Here is a 17954-nt window from a genome sequence, read left to right as displayed (position 1 = left end):
GTGGGACCCGCTCAGACGTTCACGCCGAAGTCCTGCGCGATGCCGCGCAGGCCCGAGGCGTACCCCTGGCCGATGGCGCGGAACTTCCACTCCGCGCCGTGCCGGTACAGCTCGCCGAAGACCATCGCCGTCTCCGTGGAGGCGTCCTCGCTGAGGTCGTAGCGGGCGATCTCCGCGCCGCCGGCCTGGTTCACGACGCGGATGAAGGCGTTGCGGACCTGGCCGAAGGACTGCTGGCGGTTCTCGGCGTCGTAGATCGAGACCGGGAAGACGATCTTCTCGATGTCGGCCGGGACGGCGGCGAGGTTGACCTTGATCTGCTCGTCGTCGCCCTCGCCCTCACCGGTGAGGTTGTCACCGGTGTGCTCGACGGAGCCGTCGGGGCTCTTGAGGTTGTTGAAGAAGACGAAGTGCGCGTCGCTGGTGACCTTGCCGGAGCTGGTCAGCAGCAGTGCGCTGGCGTCCAGGTCGAAGTCGGTGCCGGTGGTGGTGCGCACGTCCCACCCCAGACCGACGATGACCGCGGTCAGGCCCGGAGCCTCCTTGGTCAGCGAGACATTGCCGCCCTTGCTGAGGCTGACTCCCACGAGTCCTCCATTGGTGTCCTGGGGCGGGGAGCCCCGAAGTGCTGGATGTCGGATCAACGAGTCGATCCTAGTGACGGGTTCCCGTCCCTCGCAGGCCCGGGCGGTCCGCGATCACAGGGTGTCGAGCGCCTTCACGTAGTCGTTCAGGTCGCGGGCGTCCGGCAGGCCGTTGACCACGGTCCAGCGCACGACGCCCTCCTTGTCGATGATGAAGGTCCCGCGCACCGCACACCCCTTGTCCTCGTCGAAGACGCCGTACGCGCGCGAGACATGGCCGTGCGGCCAGAAGTCGGACAGCAGCGGGTACTCCAGGCCCTCCTGCTCGGCGAAGACGCGCAGGGTGTGGACGGAGTCGTTGGAGACGGCGAGCACCTGGGTGTCGCGGTCGGAGAACTGCGGCAGGTGGTCCCGCAGCTCGCACAGCTCACCGGTGCACACGCCGGTGAAGGCGAACGGGTAGAAGAGCAGCACGACGTTCTTGTGACCGCGGAAGTCGGAGAGCTTCACGGTCGCGCCGTGGTTGTCCTTGAGCTCGAAGTCGGGGGCTTTTTCGCCGACCTTGATCGCCATCGCGCTGAATGTCCCTTCGGTGGGCTGTTCGAGTGGTGGCACCACCCTACGCAGCGATCACCGGGGACCTTCGGACGGGCCGGGCGCGACGGCCCGGCCCGTCCGGTCTGTCATGGGCCGGCGGGGGTCACTTCTTGGACTTGGCCGCCTTGGGCGTGGCCAGGCGGCTGCCGCTCCAGTCCTTGCCCACACTGACGCTCTTGGACGCCGTCAGGCCCGCCGTCGTCGCGGCCTCCGAGATGTCGCTCGGTTCCACGTACCCCGCACGGCCGGTCTTCGGCGTGAGGAGCAGGATCGCGCCGCCTTCTTCGATGTACGTGGTGGCATCCACCAGCGCATCCGTCAGGTCGCCGTCGTCGTCACGGAACCACAGCACAACGGCGTCGGCCACGTCGTCGTAGTCCTCGTCGACCAGGTCGCCCTCGACGACTTCCTCGATGGCCTCGCGGAGTTCCTGGTCCACGTCGTCGTCGTAGCCGATCTCCTGGACCACCTGCCCGGGCTGGAACCCCAGCCTGGCGGCAGGGTTCGTCCGCTCCTCCGCGTGGTCCGCGGTCGCGCTCACGGGTTGCCTCCTGATCATGTCTGGTGAATCTGTGTACCCCCCGCTCTGACGAGCTGGGGGAATATCAGCCACGCGCGTGCGCGAAGCATTGGCCGTAGTCCACACGGGCGGGACGGATCGCGCAAGTACCCGGCCTCCGGGACCGCCGAAACGGTGACGATCCCGGCCGTGTCACCGCAACTCCTTGCACATCCTCCCGCCCCATGGTGACGCACACCACACCTTTCTGCCCTGTTTGCGCATTTGGGAACCGGTCACGGGTACGAGACTCGAAGGAGTCTGCCGAGCCGGGCAGGGCCGGGAACCGACTCGGTTACCTCTCGGTAAAGATGACGTCCGCCTCCCAAGAGGTACACGATGGGGACGGCGCAGGCACAGCGACATCCCTCTCCCAGCAGCCCCCCGACAGGTAAGGACCAGCGTGGCTTCCGGATCCGATCGCAACCCGATCATCATTGGCGGCCTTCCGAGTCAGGTTCCTGACTTCGATCCCGAGGAAACACAGGAGTGGCTCGACTCCCTCGACGCCGCCGTGGACGAGCGCGGCCGGGAGCGGGCCCGCTATCTGATGCTGCGGCTCATCGAGCGGGCCCGCGAGAAGCGCGTGGCCGTGCCCGAGATGCGCAGCACGGACTACGTCAACACCATCGCCACCAAGGACGAGCCGTTCTTCCCCGGCAACGAGGAGATCGAGCGCAAGATCCTGAACGCCACCCGCTGGAACGCGGCCGTGATGGTCTCGCGCGCCCAGCGGCCCGGCATCGGGGTCGGCGGGCACATCGCCACGTTCGCCTCCTCCGCCTCGCTGTACGACGTGGGCTTCAACCACTTCTTCCGCGGCAAGGACGAGGGCGACGGCGGTGACCAGGTCTTCTTCCAGGGCCACGCCTCGCCGGGCATCTACGCCCGCGCGTTCCTGCTCGACCGGCTCGGCGAGCGGCACCTCGACGGGTTCCGGCAGGAGAAGTCGAAGGCGCCGTACGCGCTGTCGTCGTACCCGCACCCGCGGTCGATGCCGGACTTCTGGGAGTTCCCGACCGTGTCGATGGGGCTCGGCCCGATCGGCGCGATCTACCAGGCGCGGATGAACCGCTACATGCACGCGCGGGGGATCGCGGACACCTCGAAATCGCACGTGTGGGCGTTCCTCGGCGACGGCGAGATGGACGAGCCGGAGTCGCTGGGCCAGCTGTCGATCGCGGCCCGCGAGGGCCTGGACAACCTGACCTTCGTCGTCAACTGCAACCTCCAGCGCCTCGACGGCCCGGTGCGCGGCAACGGCAAGATCATCCAGGAGCTGGAGTCGATCTTCCGGGGCGCCGGCTGGAACGTGATCAAGCTGGTGTGGGACCGCACCTGGGACCCGCTGCTCGCGCAGGACCGCGACGGCGTGCTGGTCAACCGGATGAACACCACGCCGGACGGCCAGTTCCAGACGTACGCCACCGAGTCCGGCGCGTACATCCGCGACCACTTCTTCGGCGACGACCACCGGCTGCGGGCCATGGTCGAGGGCATGACCGACGACCAGATCCTGCACCTCGGGCGCGGCGGCCACGACCACCGGAAGATCTACGCGGCGTACAAGGCGGCCGTCGAGCACAAGGGCCAGCCGACGGTCGTCCTTGCCAAGACGATCAAGGGCTGGACGCTCGGCCCGAACTTCGAGGGCCGCAACGCCACCCACCAGATGAAGAAGCTGACGGTCGACGACCTCAAGCGCTTCCGGGACCGGCTGCACCTGCCGATCTCCGACCGGGAGCTGGAGTCCGGCGTGCCGCCGTACTACCACCCGGGCCGGGACTCGGAGGAGATCCAGTACATGCACGACCGCCGCAGGAGCCTGGGCGGGTACGTGCCGACGCGCGTGGTGCGCTCCGAGCCGCTGCCGCTGCCGGACGACAAGACGTACGCGACCGTGAAGAAGGGCTCCGGTCAGCAGTCCATCGCGACCACCATGGCGTTCGTGCGGCTGCTGAAGGACCTCATGCGGGACAAGGAGATCGGCAGGCGGTTCGTGCTGATCGCGCCGGACGAGTACCGCACGTTCGGCATGGACTCGTTCTTCCCGAGCGCGAAGATCTACAACCCGCTCGGCCAGCAGTACGAGGCGGTCGACCGCGATCTGCTGCTCGCCTACAAGGAGGCACCGACCGGGCAGATGCTGCACGACGGCATCTCCGAGGCGGGTTGCACGGCCTCGCTGATCGCCGCCGGATCGGCCTACGCCACGCACGGCGAGCCGCTGATCCCGGTGTACGTCTTCTACTCGATGTTCGGTTTCCAGCGCACCGGCGACCAGTTCTGGCAGATGGCCGACCAGCTCTCGCGCGGTTTCGTGCTGGGCGCGACCGCGGGCCGTACGACCCTGACCGGTGAGGGCCTCCAGCACGCGGACGGCCACTCGCAGCTGCTGGCGTCGACCAACCCGGCGTGCGTGGCGTACGACCCGGCGTTCGGCTTCGAGATCGCGCACATCGTCAAGGACGGCCTGCGCCGGATGTACGGCGCGTCCGAGGAGCACCCGCACGGCGAGGACGTCTTCTACTACCTCACCGTCTACAACGAGCCGATCCAGCACCCGGCCGAGCCGGAGAACGTGGACGTCGAGGGCATCCTCAAGGGCATCCACAGGCTCAGCGAGGGCACGTCCGGCGCGCTGCCCGCGCAGATCATGGCGTCCGGTGTGGCGGTGCCGTGGGCGCTCGAGGCGCAGCGGATCCTCGCCGAGGAGTGGAACGTCAGGGCGGACGTCTGGTCGGCGACCTCCTGGAACGAGCTGCGGCGCGACGCCGTGGAGTGCGAGGAGCACAACCTGCTGCACCCGGAGGAGGAGCAGCGGGTGCCGTACGTGACGCGGAAGCTGGCCGGCGCGCAGGGGCCGTTCGTGGCGGTGTCCGACTGGATGCGGTCGGTGCCGGACCAGATCGCGCGGTGGGTGCCGGGCACGTACCAGTCGCTCGGCGCGGACGGCTTCGGCTTCGCGGACACGCGGGGCGCGGCGCGCCGCTTCTTCCACATCGACGCGCAGTCGATCGTGGTGGGCGTGCTGACCGAGCTGGCCAGGGAGGGCAAGGTCGACCGGTCGGTGCTGAAGCAGGCCGTCGACCGGTACCAGCTCCTCGACGTGACGGCCGCGGACCCGGGCGCGGCGGGCGGCGACGCGTAGCACCGCGCGGGCGGATCCGGGGGCGGCGGGGCCGACCGGCCCGCCGCCCCCGGGCGTTTCCTACGATGCCGGGCATGAGTATCGGCGCGGACGCGCGAAGCGGGGACGGGACCAGTGCGGCGGACCGTTGGGAGCGGCGGACCCAGCGGCCGCTGCTGGCCCTGGCGGTGGCGTTCGCCGTCGCCTACGCGGTGCCGATCGTGGCGAGCCCGGCCGGCCCGGCGGTGACGCGCGCGTGCGCGGTCGTGGAGTGGGCGGTGTGGGCCGCGTTCGCCGCCGACTACCTCGTGCGGCTGTGCCTGGCCCGGGACCGCCGGACGTTCGTGCGCACCCACTGGCTGGACCTGCTCGCGGTGCTGCTGCCGCTGATCCAGCCGCTGCGGCTGCTGCGCCTGGTGTCGACGCTGCTGCTGGTCGGGCGGCGGGCGCGGATGGCGTCGCAGGTCCGGCTGACGACGTACGTGGCCGGTTCGGTCGTCGGGCTGCTGATGTTCGGCTCGCTGGCCGTGCTGTCGGTGGAGCGCGACGCGCCGGACGGGAACATCAAGACGCTCGGCGACGCCGTGTGGTGGTCCTTCACGACGATGACGACCGTGGGGTACGGGGACCACGCGCCGACGACCGGCCTTGGCCGGGTGCTGGCCGTGGGGCTGATGCTGTCCGGGATCGCGCTGCTCGGTGTGGTCACCGCGAACATCGCGGCCTGGTTCATCGCCCGGTTCGAGGACGACGCCGAGGAACGGCGGCAGACGGCGGCCATCGAGGCGCTGACGGAGGAGGTACGGGCGCTGCGGGCCCAGGTGGCGGCGCTCGAGGAGCGGAAGCCGTAGGCGGCGCCGCCCCCGGGCCCTCGCGCCGCGCCGGGGTCCGTGAGCCGTGCCGTGCCGTCTCCTGGGCCCCCGTCCCCCGCCGGGGTTTCCATGAGCCGGGCCGCGCCGTCCTGGGCTGCGGCGTTCCATGAGCCGCGCCGGGCAGAGGTGGGCCCCCGGCGCGCGGCCGGGGGCCCTGCCTCACTGCCCCGGGCGTTACATGCCGATGCCCGGGGAGGCCGCTCCCGCGAGCCAGATGACCGCCAGCAGCGTGTCGACGGCTCCCAGAACCAGGGCGACCACGGCCGGTACGGGCCGGGAGCCCACCCAGCTGCGGCCCATGGCCAGCCAGCCGCAGACCATCGCCACGGGACCGAGGACGATCCCGAGGACGAAGAAGCCCGCGACCGCGCAGATGACTCCGATGATTCCGAGCGTCGCGCGATCCGGCCCGCTCCGTGACCACGTCCGGCCACGTGACCGGGGGTGCCTGCGCGATCCATGTCCGAAGCTCGCCATCATCAACTCCCTTGAACCCCTCTACGGTTGGGTTCGTTCCGGGTCCGGGAGGCGAGTACCCCCGTACGTGTGTTCAATCCCCGGGGTGGCCGGGAGGGGGCGAAGCGGTCGCCGCACGCCCCCTTCCGACGGGCCGTCAGATGTGGCCGACGCCCGCGCCCGCCTCGGCGTTCGCGCCGCGCTTGGTGAGGAACGCGACCAGCACCGCGAAGGTGGCGACGCCCGCGGCGGTCAGGGAGGCCAGGCTCATGCCGGAGATGAACGTGTCGTGCGCGACCTCGGTGATCTTCCCGGCGATCTGCGGCGGGGTGCCCTCGGCGACCGGGGCCACGCCGACCTGGACCGCCTCGGACGCCTGGTCCATCTGCTCCGGCGGCAGCTTCGGCAGGCCCGCGTCCGCCCAGTTGCCCGCCAGGTCGCTGTCGACCTTGGAGGCCATCACGGCGCCCAGCACGGCCGTGCCGAGGCTGCCGCCGATCTGCATGGCGGCCTGCTGGAGACCGCCTGCCACACCGGACAGCTCCATCGGGGCGTTGCCGACGATGACCTCGGTGGCGCCGACCATGACGGGCGCGAGGCCGAGGCCGAGCAGGGCGAACCAGAGCGACATCGGGCCGCTGCCGGTGTCCACGTCGAGCGTGGACATGCCGTACATGGCGACGGCGGTGACCGCCATGCCGCCGGCCAGCGGCAGGCGCGGACCGAACTTGGTGATCATCACGCCCGCGAGCGGGGAGCCGACGATCATCATGCCGGTGAGCGGCAGCAGGTGCAGGCCGGCGTCGATCGGGCCCATGCCGTGCACGTTCTGCAAGTAGAAGGTGACGAAGAACAGGCCGCCCATGAAGGCGATGGCCATCAGGACCATGAGGACGACACCGGCCGACAGCGGCACCGAGCGGAACAGCGCCAGCGGGATCAGCGGCTCCTTCACCTTCGTCTCCCAGCGGGCGAACAGCAGGAAGCCCACGGCGGACACGGCGAGGTAGATCCAGGTCCGGCTGTCGCCCCAGCCCCACTCCGGGGCCTTGATCAGGGCCCACACGAGGCAGAACATCGCGGCGGACAGCAGGGCGATGCCGAGCACGTCGAAGGAGCGCGGGGCGTTCTCGGCGCGGTGGTCGAGCAGGATGACGACGCCGAGCACGACGGCGAGGATGCCGACGGGGACGTTGACGAAGAACACCGACTGCCAGTTGACGTGCTCGACGAGGACGCCGCCGAGGATCGGGCCGCCGGCCGTGGAGGCGCCGATGACCATGCCCCAGATGCCGATGGCCATGTTGAGCTTCTCGGCCGGGAAGGTCGCGCGCAGCAGGCCGAGCGCGGCCGGCATCAGCAGCGCGCCGAACACGCCCTGGAGCACGCGGAAGGCGACGACCAGCGCGATGCTGTCGGACAGGCCGATGGCCCCGGAGGCGGCGGCGAAACCGATCACGCCGATGAGGAAGGTCTGCCGGTGGCCGAACCGGTCGCCGAGCTTGCCCGCGGTGATCAGGGAGACCGCGAGGGCGAGGAAGTAGCCGTTGGTTATCCACTGCACCTCGGCGAAGGTGGCGCCGAGGTCGCGCTGGATGGCCGGGTTGGCGATGGCCACGATGGTGCCGTCCAGGGCCACCATCATGACCCCGACCGCGACGGTGATGAGGGTGAACCAGGGGTGGCCGCGCAGCCCCTTGGCCGGTGTCGGGTCCGACGGGGCGCCCGGCGCCTTGTCCCCCGGTCCGGTCGCTTCGACGGTGGTCTGACTAGTCATGCGTTCGAGGCTAAAGTCAGTCGCTGACACTTGACAAACCCATTCACAAGTCGGCGACTGACACGAACCCGCGTATAGCCTGAACTGCACGGAGAGGCGGACGCCGCGCGAAGATCCGTGCAGGTGCGAGCCCTTGAGAGAAGTGAGGCGCATTGGAGACGGCGGACACCGCCCGTACGGCGACGCCGCGGCCGGGGCTGCGCGAGCGGAAGAAGCAGCGCACCCGGGACGCGCTGCTGCGGGTCGCCCTGGAGCTGTTCACCACCCGCGGCTTCGAGCGGACCACCGTCGACGAGATCGTCGAGGCCGTCGACGTCTCGCAGCGCACCTTCTTCCGCTACTTCACGAGCAAGGAGGACGCCGCCCTCTTCGTGACCCGGCTGGTGGAGTCCCACTACGTCCAGGCTGTGCGCGAGCGGCCGGCGCACGAGGCGCCGCTGGAGGCGCTGCGCCGGGCCGCCCTGGAGAGCTGGGACGCCATCGGCGAGGCGATCGAGCGGGTCGTGCCGCTGGAACTGCACATGCGGGCCTACCGGGCGATCGAGTCAACGCCCGCGCTGCTCGCCGTCCATCTGCGCCGGTCGATGGAGGTGGAGGAGGAGATCGCCCGCATCATCGCCGAGCGCGAGGGCCTGGACGTGGACGCCGATCCCCGGCCGCGGCTGGTGGTGGCCATGTTCGGCGCGGTGATGCGGGTGACCGAACGGCGCTGGTCGGTGGGCGAGGACGTCAGCATCGCCGCGATCCGGGACCTCACCGCCGCCCACCTGGACCAGGTGGGACCGGCCCTCACCGGGAGCTGGCGCGTCGACTGAACCCTCGTCGGCAGGATCGAAACGTGATCCCGGCCACATGGCTCACGCGAGACCCTTCCGTTCTCCTAGTGTGTCCTTTCAGTGACTTCCTTCGACACCTCCCCGCAACTGAACGTCTGGCGTGCCCTGCTCGCGCTGGCCGTGGTGTTCGTGATGCTGGCGACCACCGGCTGGACCGCGATGCGCGGCCAGCAGCCGGCGACGCCGCTGAAGGCCGCGCTCTCCGCCTGGGAGAACGGGCGCATCGCCGGACACCGGCTGCCCGACGCGCAGGCCGCCCCCGCCCGGCTCGCCCGGTTCTTCGCCTCGCTCACCGAGCGGCAGCGCACCGGCCTCGCCCGCCGCCACCCGCTCGTGGTCGGCAACATGAACGGCGCCCCGGTAGAACTGCGCTACCGCGCCAACCGCATCGCGCTCCGCCAGGCCCGCGACGTCGAGCGCAGGCGCATGCGCGACAGCCGCCTCACGCCCGCCGGGAAGCACGAGGCGGGCCGCCGCATGCACCGCCTCCAGGCCCTGATGAGCCCCGGACGCCGCATCCTCGCCTTCAGCCCGGAGGGCTCCGGCCGTGTCGCCGAGGTGTTCGGCAGCCTGCGGAAGGCCGAGCGGGTCTCCGTCGTCGTCCCCGGCGTCGACACCCACCTGCTCACCTTCCAGCGCACCCACCGCACGTACTCCGCGCCGGTCGGCATGGCCAAGGCGCTGTACGCGGCCGAGCGCGCCGCGAGCCCCTCGACCCGTACGGCCGTGATCGCCTGGGCCGATTACACCGCGCCCCGCGGCGTCGGCATGGACGCGGCCACCGCGCCGCGCGCCGCCGACGGAGCCGTCCGGCTCGACGCGCTGGTGCGGGCGCTGCCCGGCCGCGCGCCCGTCGCGCTGTTCTGCCACAGCTACGGCTCCGTGCTGTGCGGGCTCGCCGCGCGCCACCTGCCGGACCGGGTCGCCGACATCGCGGTGGCGGGCAGCCCCGGCATGCGCGCCGCCACGGCGTCCCAACTCCGCACCACCGCCCGGGTGTGGGCGATGCGGGACGCGGACGACTGGGTGCAGGACGTGCCGTACCTGGAGGTCGGCGGGCTCGGTCACGGCGCCGACCCGGTGTCGCCGGGCTTCGGCGCGCGGGTGCTGTCGGCGGCGGACGCGAAGGGCCACAGCGGCTATTTCGAACCCGGCACGGACAGCCTGCTGAACTTCGCCGGGATCGGTGTGGGCGCGTACGACTCGGTCCGGTGCGCGGGTCAGGACGGCGGCTGCCGTGCGGGTGTGTCCGGCGCCGCCCCTTCCGGACGCGCGTAGAAGCGGAGAAAATGCGGGATGCGCGTGGAGGGGACGGAAGAGGGCGTGCCGCATACGATGAGCCGCATGGGTGATGTACTGGCCGGATTTCATGCCGCCTGGGAGTTCGAGTCCGACTCCGTGCTCATCCGCTACGAACGAGGGCTGCGCACACCCAAGCTGTTCCAGGCGCTCGGTGAACGGCGCATCCCGCTGGAGGCGATCGCCTCGGTGACGCTGACGCCGGGCAGGCGCGGCACGGTCGTGCTGCGCGCCGAGCCGCGGCCCGGCGCCGACCCGCTGATGGAGGCGGCGGCCGGACAGCTGAAGGAGGGCTGCGACCCGTACCGGCTGGTGCTGCCCGCCGAGCGGGAGACGCTCGCCGAGTACTACGCCGACGAGCTGCGCGCCCGGCTGACCTCCTCCGGCCCGGCCGAGCGGCACCTGGTGGCCGCGCCGCGGGCACCGCTGCACTTCAAGGCGTACGACGGGAAGGCCTCCTTCGACGGGACGTCGGTGTCCTTCCGGTGGTCCTGGACCGGCGCGTCGACGGCGAAGTGGAAGGCCGGCGACCAGACGTTCCCGGTCGACGGCCTCGTCGGCGTGGAATGGCGCTCCCCCGAGGTGTTCGAGGGGCACCTGCGGCTGCTGCGCCGGGACGCGGCGGGCGGGCAGCCGCCGCAGCCCGACCAGGACCCGGCCGCCGTCGTGTTCGGCCTCGGGTACGGGACCGTGCACGAGTCGCTGCCGTTCGCGGCGGCGGTGCTGGCGGCGGTACGGCGGTGCCGCCCGGCCGACCCGGTGTCCGTGCCGGCGCCCCGGCGGGACCCGGCCGACATCGCCGAGCGGATCCGGCACCTCGGGGAGCTGCACCGGGCCGGGCTGGTCACGGACGAGGAGTTCTCCAGCAAGAAGCGGGAGTTGCTGGCCGAGCTGTAGCTCCGCCCCGGCCGGGTGTTACTCCCGGCCCGCCGACGTGAACGTCATGTCGGCGTAGCGGTCGCCCGCCACCTTCGACGCGATCGGGTCCAGCAGGGCCAGTTCCTCCCGCGTCAGCTCGATGCGTGTCGCCGCCGTGTTCTCCTCCACCCGCGCCGGCTTGCGGGTGCCGGGGATCGGGACGACCGGCAGGGCGTGGACCGCCGCCTGGGCGTGCACCCAGGCCAGGGCGATCTGGCCGGGGGTCGCGCCGTGCGCCTCGGCGACCGCGCGGACCGGTTCCAGCAGGGCCGCGTTGGCCGCCGCGTTGTCGCCCGTGAAGCGGGGCTGCTGACGGCGGAAGTCACCGGCCGTCAGGTCCTGTTCGGCGTTGACGAAGGCCCCGGTGAGGAAGCCCCGGCCGAGCGGCGAGTACGGCACGAGGGTCACGCCCAGCTCGCGGGCCGCGGGCACCACCCGGGCCTCGATGTCCCGGCTGAACAGCGACCACTCCGACTGCACGGCGGCGACGGGGTGCACGGCGTGCGCGGCGCGCAGTTCCTCGGCGGTGACCTCGCTCAGGCCCAGCTGCTTGACCTTGCCCTCGCGGACCAGCTCCGCCATGACGCCGACGGTGTCCTCGATGGGGACGTTCACGTCCCTGCGGTGCATGTAGTAGAGGTCGATCACGTCGACGTCGAGCCGCTTCAGGCTGGCCTCGACGGCCTGGCGGATGTACGGCGCGTCGTTGCGGATGACGCGCCGGGTCGGCTCGTCCGGGGGGATGGCCAGGGCGAACTTCGTCGCGATGACGACCTCTTCCCGGTGCGCCTTGAAGAACGGCGCGAGGAACCGCTCGTTCTCGCCGGCGCCGTACGCGTCCGCCGTGTCGTACAGCGTGACGCCGAGTTCCAGGGCCCGCTCCAGGGTCGCCCTGGAGGCGTCGGTGTCCGCCGGGCCGTAGGCGAAGCTCATGCCCATGCAGCCCAGGCCCTGCACGCCCACCTCGGGGCCGTCCTCGCCCAGTTGTGCCGTCGCGATCCTGCTGTCCGTCATCGGGACCTCTCCGACGCCAGGGGCTGCCCGGCGTCCGCGTAGAAGCTGATCTTGCGGTCGAGCACGGCCAGCGTGCCCTGGAGTTCGGCGATCCGCGCGAGCACGTCCTCGCGGGTCGACTTCAGCAGCTCGAAGCGCTCGCCGTAGGTGTGGTCGCCCTCGCGGACGAGTTCCGCGTACCGCACCATGTCCGCGACCGGCATGCCCGTCAGGCGCAGCTTGCCGACCAGGTCGAGCCAGTCGAGGTCGCGGTTGGTGTAGCGGCGCTGCCCGGTGTGCGAGCGGTCGATGTGCGGCATCAGCCCGATGCGCTCGTACCACCGCAGGGTGTGCGCCGTCAGGCCGGTGAGGGCGGCGACCTCGCTGATCGTGTACTTGTCCTGGCCGTCCGGGCGCCGGTCCTGCTGCCGTGGTCCCGCGCAACTGTCGGTTGTGGGGGTCTCCATCACCGTCATGCGCCCCACGCTAGAACCCTGGAGTGCACTCCAAGCAAGCGAAACCCGGGAGAAATCGGCCCGCGGGAGGCGGCCGGGGGCGCCGGGCCACCGGATCCGACCCCTCGGTGCGGCCGGGTCCGTGAGCCGCATAGGCTCGTCCGCATGTCGCTGAACAGCCTCGCGTTGATCGAGAACTGGCCCGTTCCCACCGCCGCGGCCGGTGCCGTACGGACCGACGGCACGGTCCTCGGCACCCACGGGCCGGCCGGGCGGCGCTTCCCGCTGGCGTCGGTCACCAAGCCGCTCGCGGCGTACGCGGCGCTCGTCGCCCACGAGGAGGGCGCCGTCGAACTGGACGAGCCCGCCGGGCCGCCCGGGTCGACGGTCCGGCACCTGCTCGCGCACACCTCCGGCCTCGCCTTCGACGAGCACAGGGTGACCGCGCCGCCCGGTGAGCGGCGGCTGTACTCCAACGCCGGGTTCGAGCAGCTCGGGGACCACCTCGCCAAGGCCACCGACATCCCGTTCGCGGAGTACCTGCGGCAGGCGGTGCTGGAGCCGCTGGGCATGACGTCGACCTCGCTCGACGGATCGCCCGCGAAGGACGGCGTGTCCACGGTGGAGGACCTGCTGCGGTTCGCCGCCGAGGTGCAGGCGCCGCGCCTGCTGGACCCCCGCACGGTGGCCGAGGCGATGACCGTGCAGTACCCCGGGACCAAGGGCGTCCTGCCGGGCTACGGCCACCAGAACCCCAACGACTGGGGCCTCGGCTTCGAGATCCGGGCCGCCAAGTCCCCGCACTGGACGGGCTCCGCGTCCTCGCCGCGCACCTTCGGCCACTTCGGCCAGTCCGGGACCTTCCTGTGGATCGACCCGGTGGCCGGGCTGGCGTGCGTCGCCCTGACCGACCGGGCGTTCGGCCCGTGGGCGGCCGAGGCGTGGCCGGCGTTCACCGACGCCGTGCTCGCCGAGCTGCGCCAGGGCCCGTCGTTCGGACCGGCCCGGCCGTGATGCGCCGTGCCTCCGGGCCCGCCCGGGCGGAGCCTGGTGCGTGCAGCTGCGAGGCGGAGGAGGGCGACGACGCGATGGGGGTCCCTCCCGCGCGACCCTAGGTCATCTCCCACAGCAGCAGCTCGGCCGCCGTCTCCGCCGTCGCCGTCAGGTCCTTCGCCGCCGTGACGCGGGCCGCGTCGCCCGGGGCCAGCCGCGTGCCGTCGAGTCCGACCTCGCCGCGCACGACGTGCACGTACACGTGGCCCGCGTCCGGGACCGCCGTGCGCTCCCCCGGGGCCAGGCGGCGCACGTGCAGCATCGCCCCCGCCTCCGGGAGGGCGTACGGGGTGGCGTCCGCGATGCCGTGGACCGTCTCGTAGTGCGGGTCGCCGCCCGGCCGGAGCGGGGCCAGCCACATCTGGACGAAGACCAGCGGGATGTCGCCGTCGTTGCGTTCGACGTGGCGCACGCCGCTCGCCGCGCTCAGGCGCTGCACGTCCCCGGGCCGGATGCGCGTCTCGTGGCCCGTCGAGTCGCGGTGCGTCAGCTCGCCCTCGACCACCCACGTCACGATCTCGGTGTGGCTGTGCGGATGCTCGGCGAACCCGGCACCGGGTGCCAGGCGCTCCTCGTTGCAGGCGATCAGCGCGCCGAAGCGGAGGTTGTCCGGGTCGTAGTGGGGGCCGAAGGAGAAGGCGTGCCAGGACTCGATGCCGGCCGCCGGGTCGCCCCCTGGGTAGCGCTCGTCGGCGCGCCGTACGTCCATCACGGCGTCCACGGTAGCCCCCGGCGGCGCACGCTCCCGTCCGGATAAGGCACTCTTGTCCCCGTGCCCGAACCCGAATCCAGCAAGTCCGCAGCCGCAGCCCGTGCCTCCCACCCGCACACCGCGACCCTGAAGCGGCTGGAGAAGTCGTCCGGTACCCTCGCCGCGCAGGCCATCGCGCGGATGGACGAGACGCTGCCGTGGTACCGGGCGATGCCCCCGGAGAACCGCTCCTGGATCGGGCTGGTCGCGCAGGCGGGCATCGCCGCGTTCACCGAGTGGTTCCGCCGCCCGGACGCCCCGCAGGCGATCTCCACCGACGTCTTCGGCACCGCGCCGCGCGAGCTGACCCGGGCGATCACGCTGCGGCAGACCGTCGAGATGGTGCGCACCACCATCGAGGTCATGGAGAGCGCCATCGACGAGGTGGCCGCACCGGGCGACGAGTCGGTGCTGCGCGAGGCGCTGCTGGTGTACGCCCGGGAGATCGCCTTCGCCACCGCGCAGGTCTACGCCCAGGCCGCCGAGGCACGCGGTGCCTGGGACGCGCGCCTGGAGTCGCTCGTCGTGAACGCGGTCCTCAGCGGAGAGGCCGACGAGGGCGCCGTCAGCCGGGCCGCCGCGCTCGGCTGGAACTCGCCGGAGCACGTGTGCGTGGTGCTGGGCACGGCGCCCGACGGCGACTCGGAGCTGACCGTGGAGGCGATCCGGCGCGCCGCCCGGCACGCCAAGCTCCAGGTGCTGACCGGTGTGCTCGGGGCGCGCCTGGTGGTGATCGCGGGCGGCAGCGACAATCCGCTGGCCGTGGCGAAGTCGCTGATCGGGCCGTTCGCCGCGGGCCCCGTGGTGGCCGGGCCCGTCGTGCCGGACCTGCTGGCCGCGACCCGGTCCGCGCAGGCCGCCGCTGCCGGGCTGAAGGCGTGCTCCGCGTGGCAGGACGCCCCGCGGCCGGTGCTGGCGGACGATCTGCTCCCGGAGCGGGCGATGGCCGGAGACCCGTCGGCGCGCGAGCAGTTGGTGGAGGAGATCTACAGACCGCTGGAGGAGGCGGGGGCCGCGCTGCTGGAGACGCTCAGCGTCTATCTGGAGCAGGCGAGCAGTCTGGAGGGTGCGGCGCGGATGCTGTTCGTGCACCCCAACACCGTTCGCTACCGGCTCCGACGTGTGACTGACGTCACCGGATGGTCGCCTTCGGATGTACGGTCGGCGTTCACGCTCCGGATCGCGCTGATCCTGGGGCGTCTCGCCGACGGAGATCCCCAGTTCTAGCGTTTTGTCGGGGCTCCACAAAACCCCTTCGTGTTCTTCGTCCCTGTCGTCACGGGCGGCCGTGCCCGTACCCAAGAGAGAGTGTGAGAGTGCTCGTACTCGTCGCTCCCGGCCAGGGCGCCCAGACGCCCGGCTTCCTGACTCCCTGGCTCGAACTCCCCGGTGCCGCCGACCGCGTCGCCGCATGGTCGGACGCCGTCGGACTGGATCTCGCCCACTACGGCACGAAGGCCGACGCGGACGAGATCCGTGACACCGCCGTGGCGCAGCCGCTGCTCGTCGCCGCCGGCCTGCTGTCCGCCGCGGCACTCGGTGACATCTCGCCGGGTGCGGTCGCCGGGCACAGCGTCGGCGAGATCACGGCCGCCGCGTTCGCCGGCGTCCTGGACGACACCGCGGCGCTCACCCTCGTCCGCAGGCGGGGCCTGGCGATGGCCGAGGCCGCGGCGGTCACCGAGACCGGCATGGCGGCGCTGCTCGGCGGCGACCCCGAGGTCACGGTGGCGCACCTGGAGAAGCTGGGTCTGACCCCGGCCAACATCAACGGCGCGGGCCAGGTCGTCGCGGCGGGCACGCTGGAGCAGCTCGCCGCACTGAACGAGGACAAGCCCGAGGGCGTCCGCAAGGTGGTCGCGCTGAAGGTGGCCGGCGCCTTCCACACCCACCACATGGCCCCGGCCGTGGACCGGCTGGCCGAGGCGGCGAAGGAGCTGACGCCGGCCGACCCGGCGACCCGCTACGTCTCCAACCGGGACGGCCAGGCCGTCGCCACCGGCGCCGAGGTGCTTCAGCGGCTGGTCGGCCAGGTCGCCAACCCGGTCCGCTGGGACCTGTGCATGGAGACGTTCAAGCAGCTCGGCGTCACCGCCCTGATCGAGGTGTGCCCGGGCGGCACCCTGACCGGCCTCGCCAAGCGCGCCCTGCCCGGCGTGCGGACGCTGGCCCTGAAGACCCCCGACGACCTCGACGCGGCCCGCGAGCTCGCCGCCACCGCGTCCGAACCTGCTGCCGACGCAGCGGGCGCCTGACGCCCTAAGGAGCCCCACCGCATGGCGAAGATCAAGCCCAGCAAGGGCGCCCCGTACGCGCGCATCCTCGGTGTGGGCGGCTACCGCCCGACCCGGATCGTGACGAACGAGGTCATCCTGGAACGGATCGACTCCTCCGACGAGTGGATCCGCTCGCGCTCCGGCATCGAGACGCGGCACTGGGCGGACGCCGAGGAGACCGTCGCGGCGATGTCGATCGAGGCGTCCGGCAAGGCGATCGCCGACGCCGGGATCTCGGTCGCGCAGATCGGCGCCGTCATCGTCTCCACGGTCTCGCACTTCAAGCAGACCCCGGCCGTCGCCACCGAGATCGCCGACAAGCTCGGCACGAACAGGGCCGCCGCCTTCGACATCTCGGCGGGCTGCGCGGGCTTCGGCTACGGCCTCACCCTCGCCAAGGGCCTGATCGTCGAGGGTTCCGCCGAGTACGTGCTGGTCATCGGCGTGGAGCGGCTCAGCGACCTGACCGACCTGGAGGACCGGGCGACGGCCTTCCTGTTCGGCGACGGCGCGGGCGCGGTCGTGGTCGGCCCCTCGCAGGAACCGGCGATCGGCCCGACGGTGTGGGGCTCCGAGGGCGACAAGGCGGAGACCATCAAGCAGACGGTGCCGTGGACGGACTACCGCGACGGCACGGTCGAGCGTTTCCCAGCGATCGCGCAGGAGGGCCAGGCGGTGTTCCGCTGGGCCGTGTTCGAGATGGCGAAGGTCGCGCAGGAGGCGCTGGAGGTCGCCGGGGTCAGCCCGGCCGACCTGGACGTCTTCATCCCCCACCAGGCCAACGAGCGGATCATCGACTCGATGGTGAAAACCCTCAAGCTGCCGGAGCACGTCACGGTCGCGCGTGACGTGCGCACCACCGGCAACACGTCGGCCGCGTCGATTCCGCTCGCGATGGAGCGGCTTCTGGCGACCGGCGAGGCGAAGAGCGGCGACACCGCCCTCGTCATCGGATTCGGGGCGGGTCTCGTGTACGCCGCGACGGTCGTTACCCTCCCTTAGGCACTCAGTGCCGGATTTCTGTCCGGCACGGGCACCGCAGACGCCTGCCGCTCGCGCGGCGGGCGCCAACCCTCTGGAAAACAACGAAGGAGCGCCTGACATGGCCGCCACTCAGGAAGAGATCGTCGCCGGTCTCGCCGAGATCGTGAACGAGATCGCCGGCATCCCCGCCGAGGACGTCCAGCTGGACAAGTCCTTCACCGACGACCTGGACGTCGACTCGCTGTCCATGGTCGAGGTCGTCGTCGCCGCCGAGGAGCGCTTCGACGTCAAGATCCCGGACGACGACGTGAAGAACCTCAAGACCGTCGGCGACGCCACCGACTACATCCTCAAGCACCAGGCCTGAGTCCCCGCTCGGGCCGGTGCCCGGCCCCGCCACCCGGCGGTGGCGCC

18 protein-coding genes are annotated in these 17954 nt (G+C 71.8%); 10 read left to right on the top strand and 8 right to left on the bottom strand.

Features of this window, described 5'->3' with window-relative positions; translation table 11 throughout:
* Nucleotides 1-11 precede the first annotated feature (11 nt).
* From AB0M97_RS09890 to AB0M97_RS09880, 3 genes are all read right to left on the bottom strand, one after another.
* Nucleotides 12-587: a calcium homeostasis/redox stress adaptation protein gene (locus AB0M97_RS09890; protein WP_365960254.1), complete on the bottom strand. Its 576-nt coding sequence runs from the start codon at nt 585-587 to the stop codon at nt 12-14.
* Between the two features lie 111 nt (nt 588-698).
* Nucleotides 699-1157 (bottom strand): peroxiredoxin, encoded by a 459-nt coding sequence (locus AB0M97_RS09885; protein WP_365960252.1) that lies wholly within the window; start codon nt 1155-1157, stop codon nt 699-701.
* A 127-nt stretch (nt 1158-1284) separates the two neighbouring features.
* Nucleotides 1285-1722 (bottom strand): DUF3052 domain-containing protein, encoded by a 438-nt coding sequence (locus AB0M97_RS09880; protein ID WP_279549089.1) that lies wholly within the window; start codon nt 1720-1722, stop codon nt 1285-1287.
* Between the two features lie 421 nt (nt 1723-2143).
* Here AB0M97_RS09880 and aceE point away from each other — a divergent pair, with 421 nt between their 5' ends.
* The gene (gene aceE, locus AB0M97_RS09875) at nt 2144-4891 is read left to right on the top strand and encodes a pyruvate dehydrogenase (acetyl-transferring), homodimeric type (protein WP_365960250.1); all 2748 of its coding nucleotides are present in this window, start codon (nt 2144-2146) and stop codon (nt 4889-4891) included.
* A gap of 74 nt (nt 4892-4965) precedes the next feature.
* Nucleotides 4966-5721 carry a potassium channel family protein gene (locus AB0M97_RS09870; RefSeq protein ID WP_365960249.1) on the top strand — a complete coding sequence of 252 codons (756 nt, stop codon included), beginning with the start codon at nt 4966-4968 and terminating at the stop codon, nt 5719-5721.
* A gap of 195 nt (nt 5722-5916) precedes the next feature.
* Here the strand turns inward: AB0M97_RS09870 and AB0M97_RS09865 are convergent, their stop codons facing one another.
* Together AB0M97_RS09865 and AB0M97_RS09860 are read right to left on the bottom strand one after the other, a co-directional pair.
* A complete protein-coding gene (locus tag AB0M97_RS09865; protein ID WP_365960248.1) occupies nt 5917-6222 on the bottom strand; it encodes a small hydrophobic protein in 306 nt (101 codons plus the stop codon).
* A 133-nt stretch (nt 6223-6355) separates the two neighbouring features.
* The gene (locus tag AB0M97_RS09860; RefSeq protein ID WP_365960247.1) at nt 6356-7975 is read right to left on the bottom strand and encodes a DHA2 family efflux MFS transporter permease subunit; all 1620 of its coding nucleotides are present in this window, start codon (nt 7973-7975) and stop codon (nt 6356-6358) included.
* A 152-nt stretch (nt 7976-8127) separates the two neighbouring features.
* Here AB0M97_RS09860 and AB0M97_RS09855 point away from each other — a divergent pair, with 152 nt between their 5' ends.
* The 3 genes from AB0M97_RS09855 (at nt 8128) to AB0M97_RS09845 (ending at nt 11007) form a co-directional block, all read left to right on the top strand.
* Nucleotides 8128-8790 (top strand): TetR family transcriptional regulator, encoded by a 663-nt coding sequence (locus AB0M97_RS09855; RefSeq protein WP_365960246.1) that lies wholly within the window; start codon nt 8128-8130, stop codon nt 8788-8790.
* Between the two features lie 81 nt (nt 8791-8871).
* Complete coding sequence (locus tag AB0M97_RS09850; RefSeq protein WP_365960245.1) at nt 8872-10089, top strand: alpha/beta hydrolase; 1218 nt, start codon at nt 8872-8874, stop codon at nt 10087-10089.
* Nucleotides 10090-10155: 66 nt separating this feature from the next.
* Nucleotides 10156-11007 carry a DUF4429 domain-containing protein gene (locus AB0M97_RS09845; protein ID WP_365960244.1) on the top strand — a complete coding sequence of 284 codons (852 nt, stop codon included), beginning with the start codon at nt 10156-10158 and terminating at the stop codon, nt 11005-11007.
* Nucleotides 11008-11025: 18 nt separating this feature from the next.
* Here AB0M97_RS09845 and AB0M97_RS09840 read toward each other — a convergent pair whose 3' ends face one another.
* Together AB0M97_RS09840 and AB0M97_RS09835 are read right to left on the bottom strand one after the other, a co-directional pair.
* Nucleotides 11026-12042, bottom strand: coding sequence for an aldo/keto reductase (locus AB0M97_RS09840; RefSeq protein ID WP_365960243.1), 1017 nt, complete (start codon nt 12040-12042; stop codon nt 11026-11028).
* Nucleotides 12039-12497 carry a MerR family transcriptional regulator gene (locus AB0M97_RS09835; protein WP_365960242.1) on the bottom strand — a complete coding sequence of 153 codons (459 nt, stop codon included), beginning with the start codon at nt 12495-12497 and terminating at the stop codon, nt 12039-12041. Before AB0M97_RS09835 ends, AB0M97_RS09840 begins: the two co-directional genes overlap by 4 nt.
* Nucleotides 12498-12641: 144 nt before the next feature.
* On the opposite strand from AB0M97_RS09835, the gene AB0M97_RS09830 reads away from it, so the two are divergent.
* Nucleotides 12642-13490: a serine hydrolase domain-containing protein gene (locus AB0M97_RS09830; RefSeq protein ID WP_365960241.1), complete on the top strand. Its 849-nt coding sequence runs from the start codon at nt 12642-12644 to the stop codon at nt 13488-13490.
* 97 nt (nt 13491-13587) lie between these two features.
* On the opposite strand, the gene AB0M97_RS09825 is transcribed toward AB0M97_RS09830, so the two are convergent.
* Nucleotides 13588-14238, bottom strand: coding sequence for a pirin family protein (locus AB0M97_RS09825; RefSeq protein WP_365960354.1), 651 nt, complete (start codon nt 14236-14238; stop codon nt 13588-13590).
* Nucleotides 14239-14301: 63 nt separating this feature from the next.
* Between AB0M97_RS09825 and fasR the strand changes: the two genes are divergently transcribed.
* The 4 genes from fasR to AB0M97_RS09805 all read left to right on the top strand — a co-directional run bounded on the left by fasR (nt 14302) and on the right by AB0M97_RS09805 (nt 17907).
* Nucleotides 14302-15507, top strand: coding sequence for a fatty acid biosynthesis transcriptional regulator FasR (gene fasR / locus AB0M97_RS09820; protein WP_365960240.1), 1206 nt, complete (start codon nt 14302-14304; stop codon nt 15505-15507).
* Nucleotides 15508-15596: 89 nt separating this feature from the next.
* Nucleotides 15597-16535 carry an ACP S-malonyltransferase gene (locus AB0M97_RS09815; RefSeq protein WP_365960238.1) on the top strand — a complete coding sequence of 313 codons (939 nt, stop codon included), beginning with the start codon at nt 15597-15599 and terminating at the stop codon, nt 16533-16535.
* A gap of 21 nt (nt 16536-16556) precedes the next feature.
* Nucleotides 16557-17558: a ketoacyl-ACP synthase III gene (locus AB0M97_RS09810; RefSeq protein WP_365960237.1), complete on the top strand. Its 1002-nt coding sequence runs from the start codon at nt 16557-16559 to the stop codon at nt 17556-17558.
* A gap of 100 nt (nt 17559-17658) precedes the next feature.
* On the top strand, nt 17659-17907 hold the full coding sequence (locus AB0M97_RS09805) for an acyl carrier protein (protein ID WP_279549074.1): 249 nt from the start codon (nt 17659-17661) through the stop codon (nt 17905-17907).
* Nucleotides 17908-17954 lie beyond the last annotated feature (47 nt).

The organism is Streptomyces sp. NPDC051207 (assembly GCF_040682395.1).
GTDB lineage: Bacteria > Actinomycetota > Actinomycetes > Streptomycetales > Streptomycetaceae > Streptomyces.
The sequence above is the reverse complement of the archived record's forward strand: the minus strand, read 5'-3'. Positions and strand labels throughout refer to the sequence as shown.

What these genes read in the sequence shown, in the direction of transcription:
- AB0M97_RS09885 (WP_365960252.1), bottom strand. Translation starts at nt 1,157, where the DNA reads ATGGCGATCAAGGTCGGCGAAAAAGCCCCCGACTTCGAGCTCAAGGAC.
- AB0M97_RS09870 (WP_365960249.1), top strand. Translation starts at nt 4,966, where the DNA reads ATGAGTATCGGCGCGGACGCGCGAAGCGGGGACGGGACCAGTGCGGCG.
- AB0M97_RS09835 (WP_365960242.1), bottom strand. Translation starts at nt 12,497, where the DNA reads ATGACGGTGATGGAGACCCCCACAACCGACAGTTGCGCGGGACCACGG.
- AB0M97_RS09845 (WP_365960244.1), top strand. Translation starts at nt 10,156, where the DNA reads ATGGGTGATGTACTGGCCGGATTTCATGCCGCCTGGGAGTTCGAGTCC.
- AB0M97_RS09810 (WP_365960237.1), top strand. Translation starts at nt 16,557, where the DNA reads ATGGCGAAGATCAAGCCCAGCAAGGGCGCCCCGTACGCGCGCATCCTC.
- AB0M97_RS09865 (WP_365960248.1), bottom strand. Translation starts at nt 6,222, where the DNA reads ATGATGGCGAGCTTCGGACATGGATCGCGCAGGCACCCCCGGTCACGT.
- AB0M97_RS09840 (WP_365960243.1), bottom strand. Translation starts at nt 12,042, where the DNA reads ATGACGGACAGCAGGATCGCGACGGCACAACTGGGCGAGGACGGCCCC.
- AB0M97_RS09830 (WP_365960241.1), top strand. Translation starts at nt 12,642, where the DNA reads ATGTCGCTGAACAGCCTCGCGTTGATCGAGAACTGGCCCGTTCCCACC.
- AB0M97_RS09805 (WP_279549074.1), top strand. Translation starts at nt 17,659, where the DNA reads ATGGCCGCCACTCAGGAAGAGATCGTCGCCGGTCTCGCCGAGATCGTG.
- AB0M97_RS09825 (WP_365960354.1), bottom strand. Translation starts at nt 14,238, where the DNA reads ATGGACGTACGGCGCGCCGACGAGCGCTACCCAGGGGGCGACCCGGCG.
- AB0M97_RS09860 (WP_365960247.1), bottom strand. Translation starts at nt 7,975, where the DNA reads ATGACTAGTCAGACCACCGTCGAAGCGACCGGACCGGGGGACAAGGCG.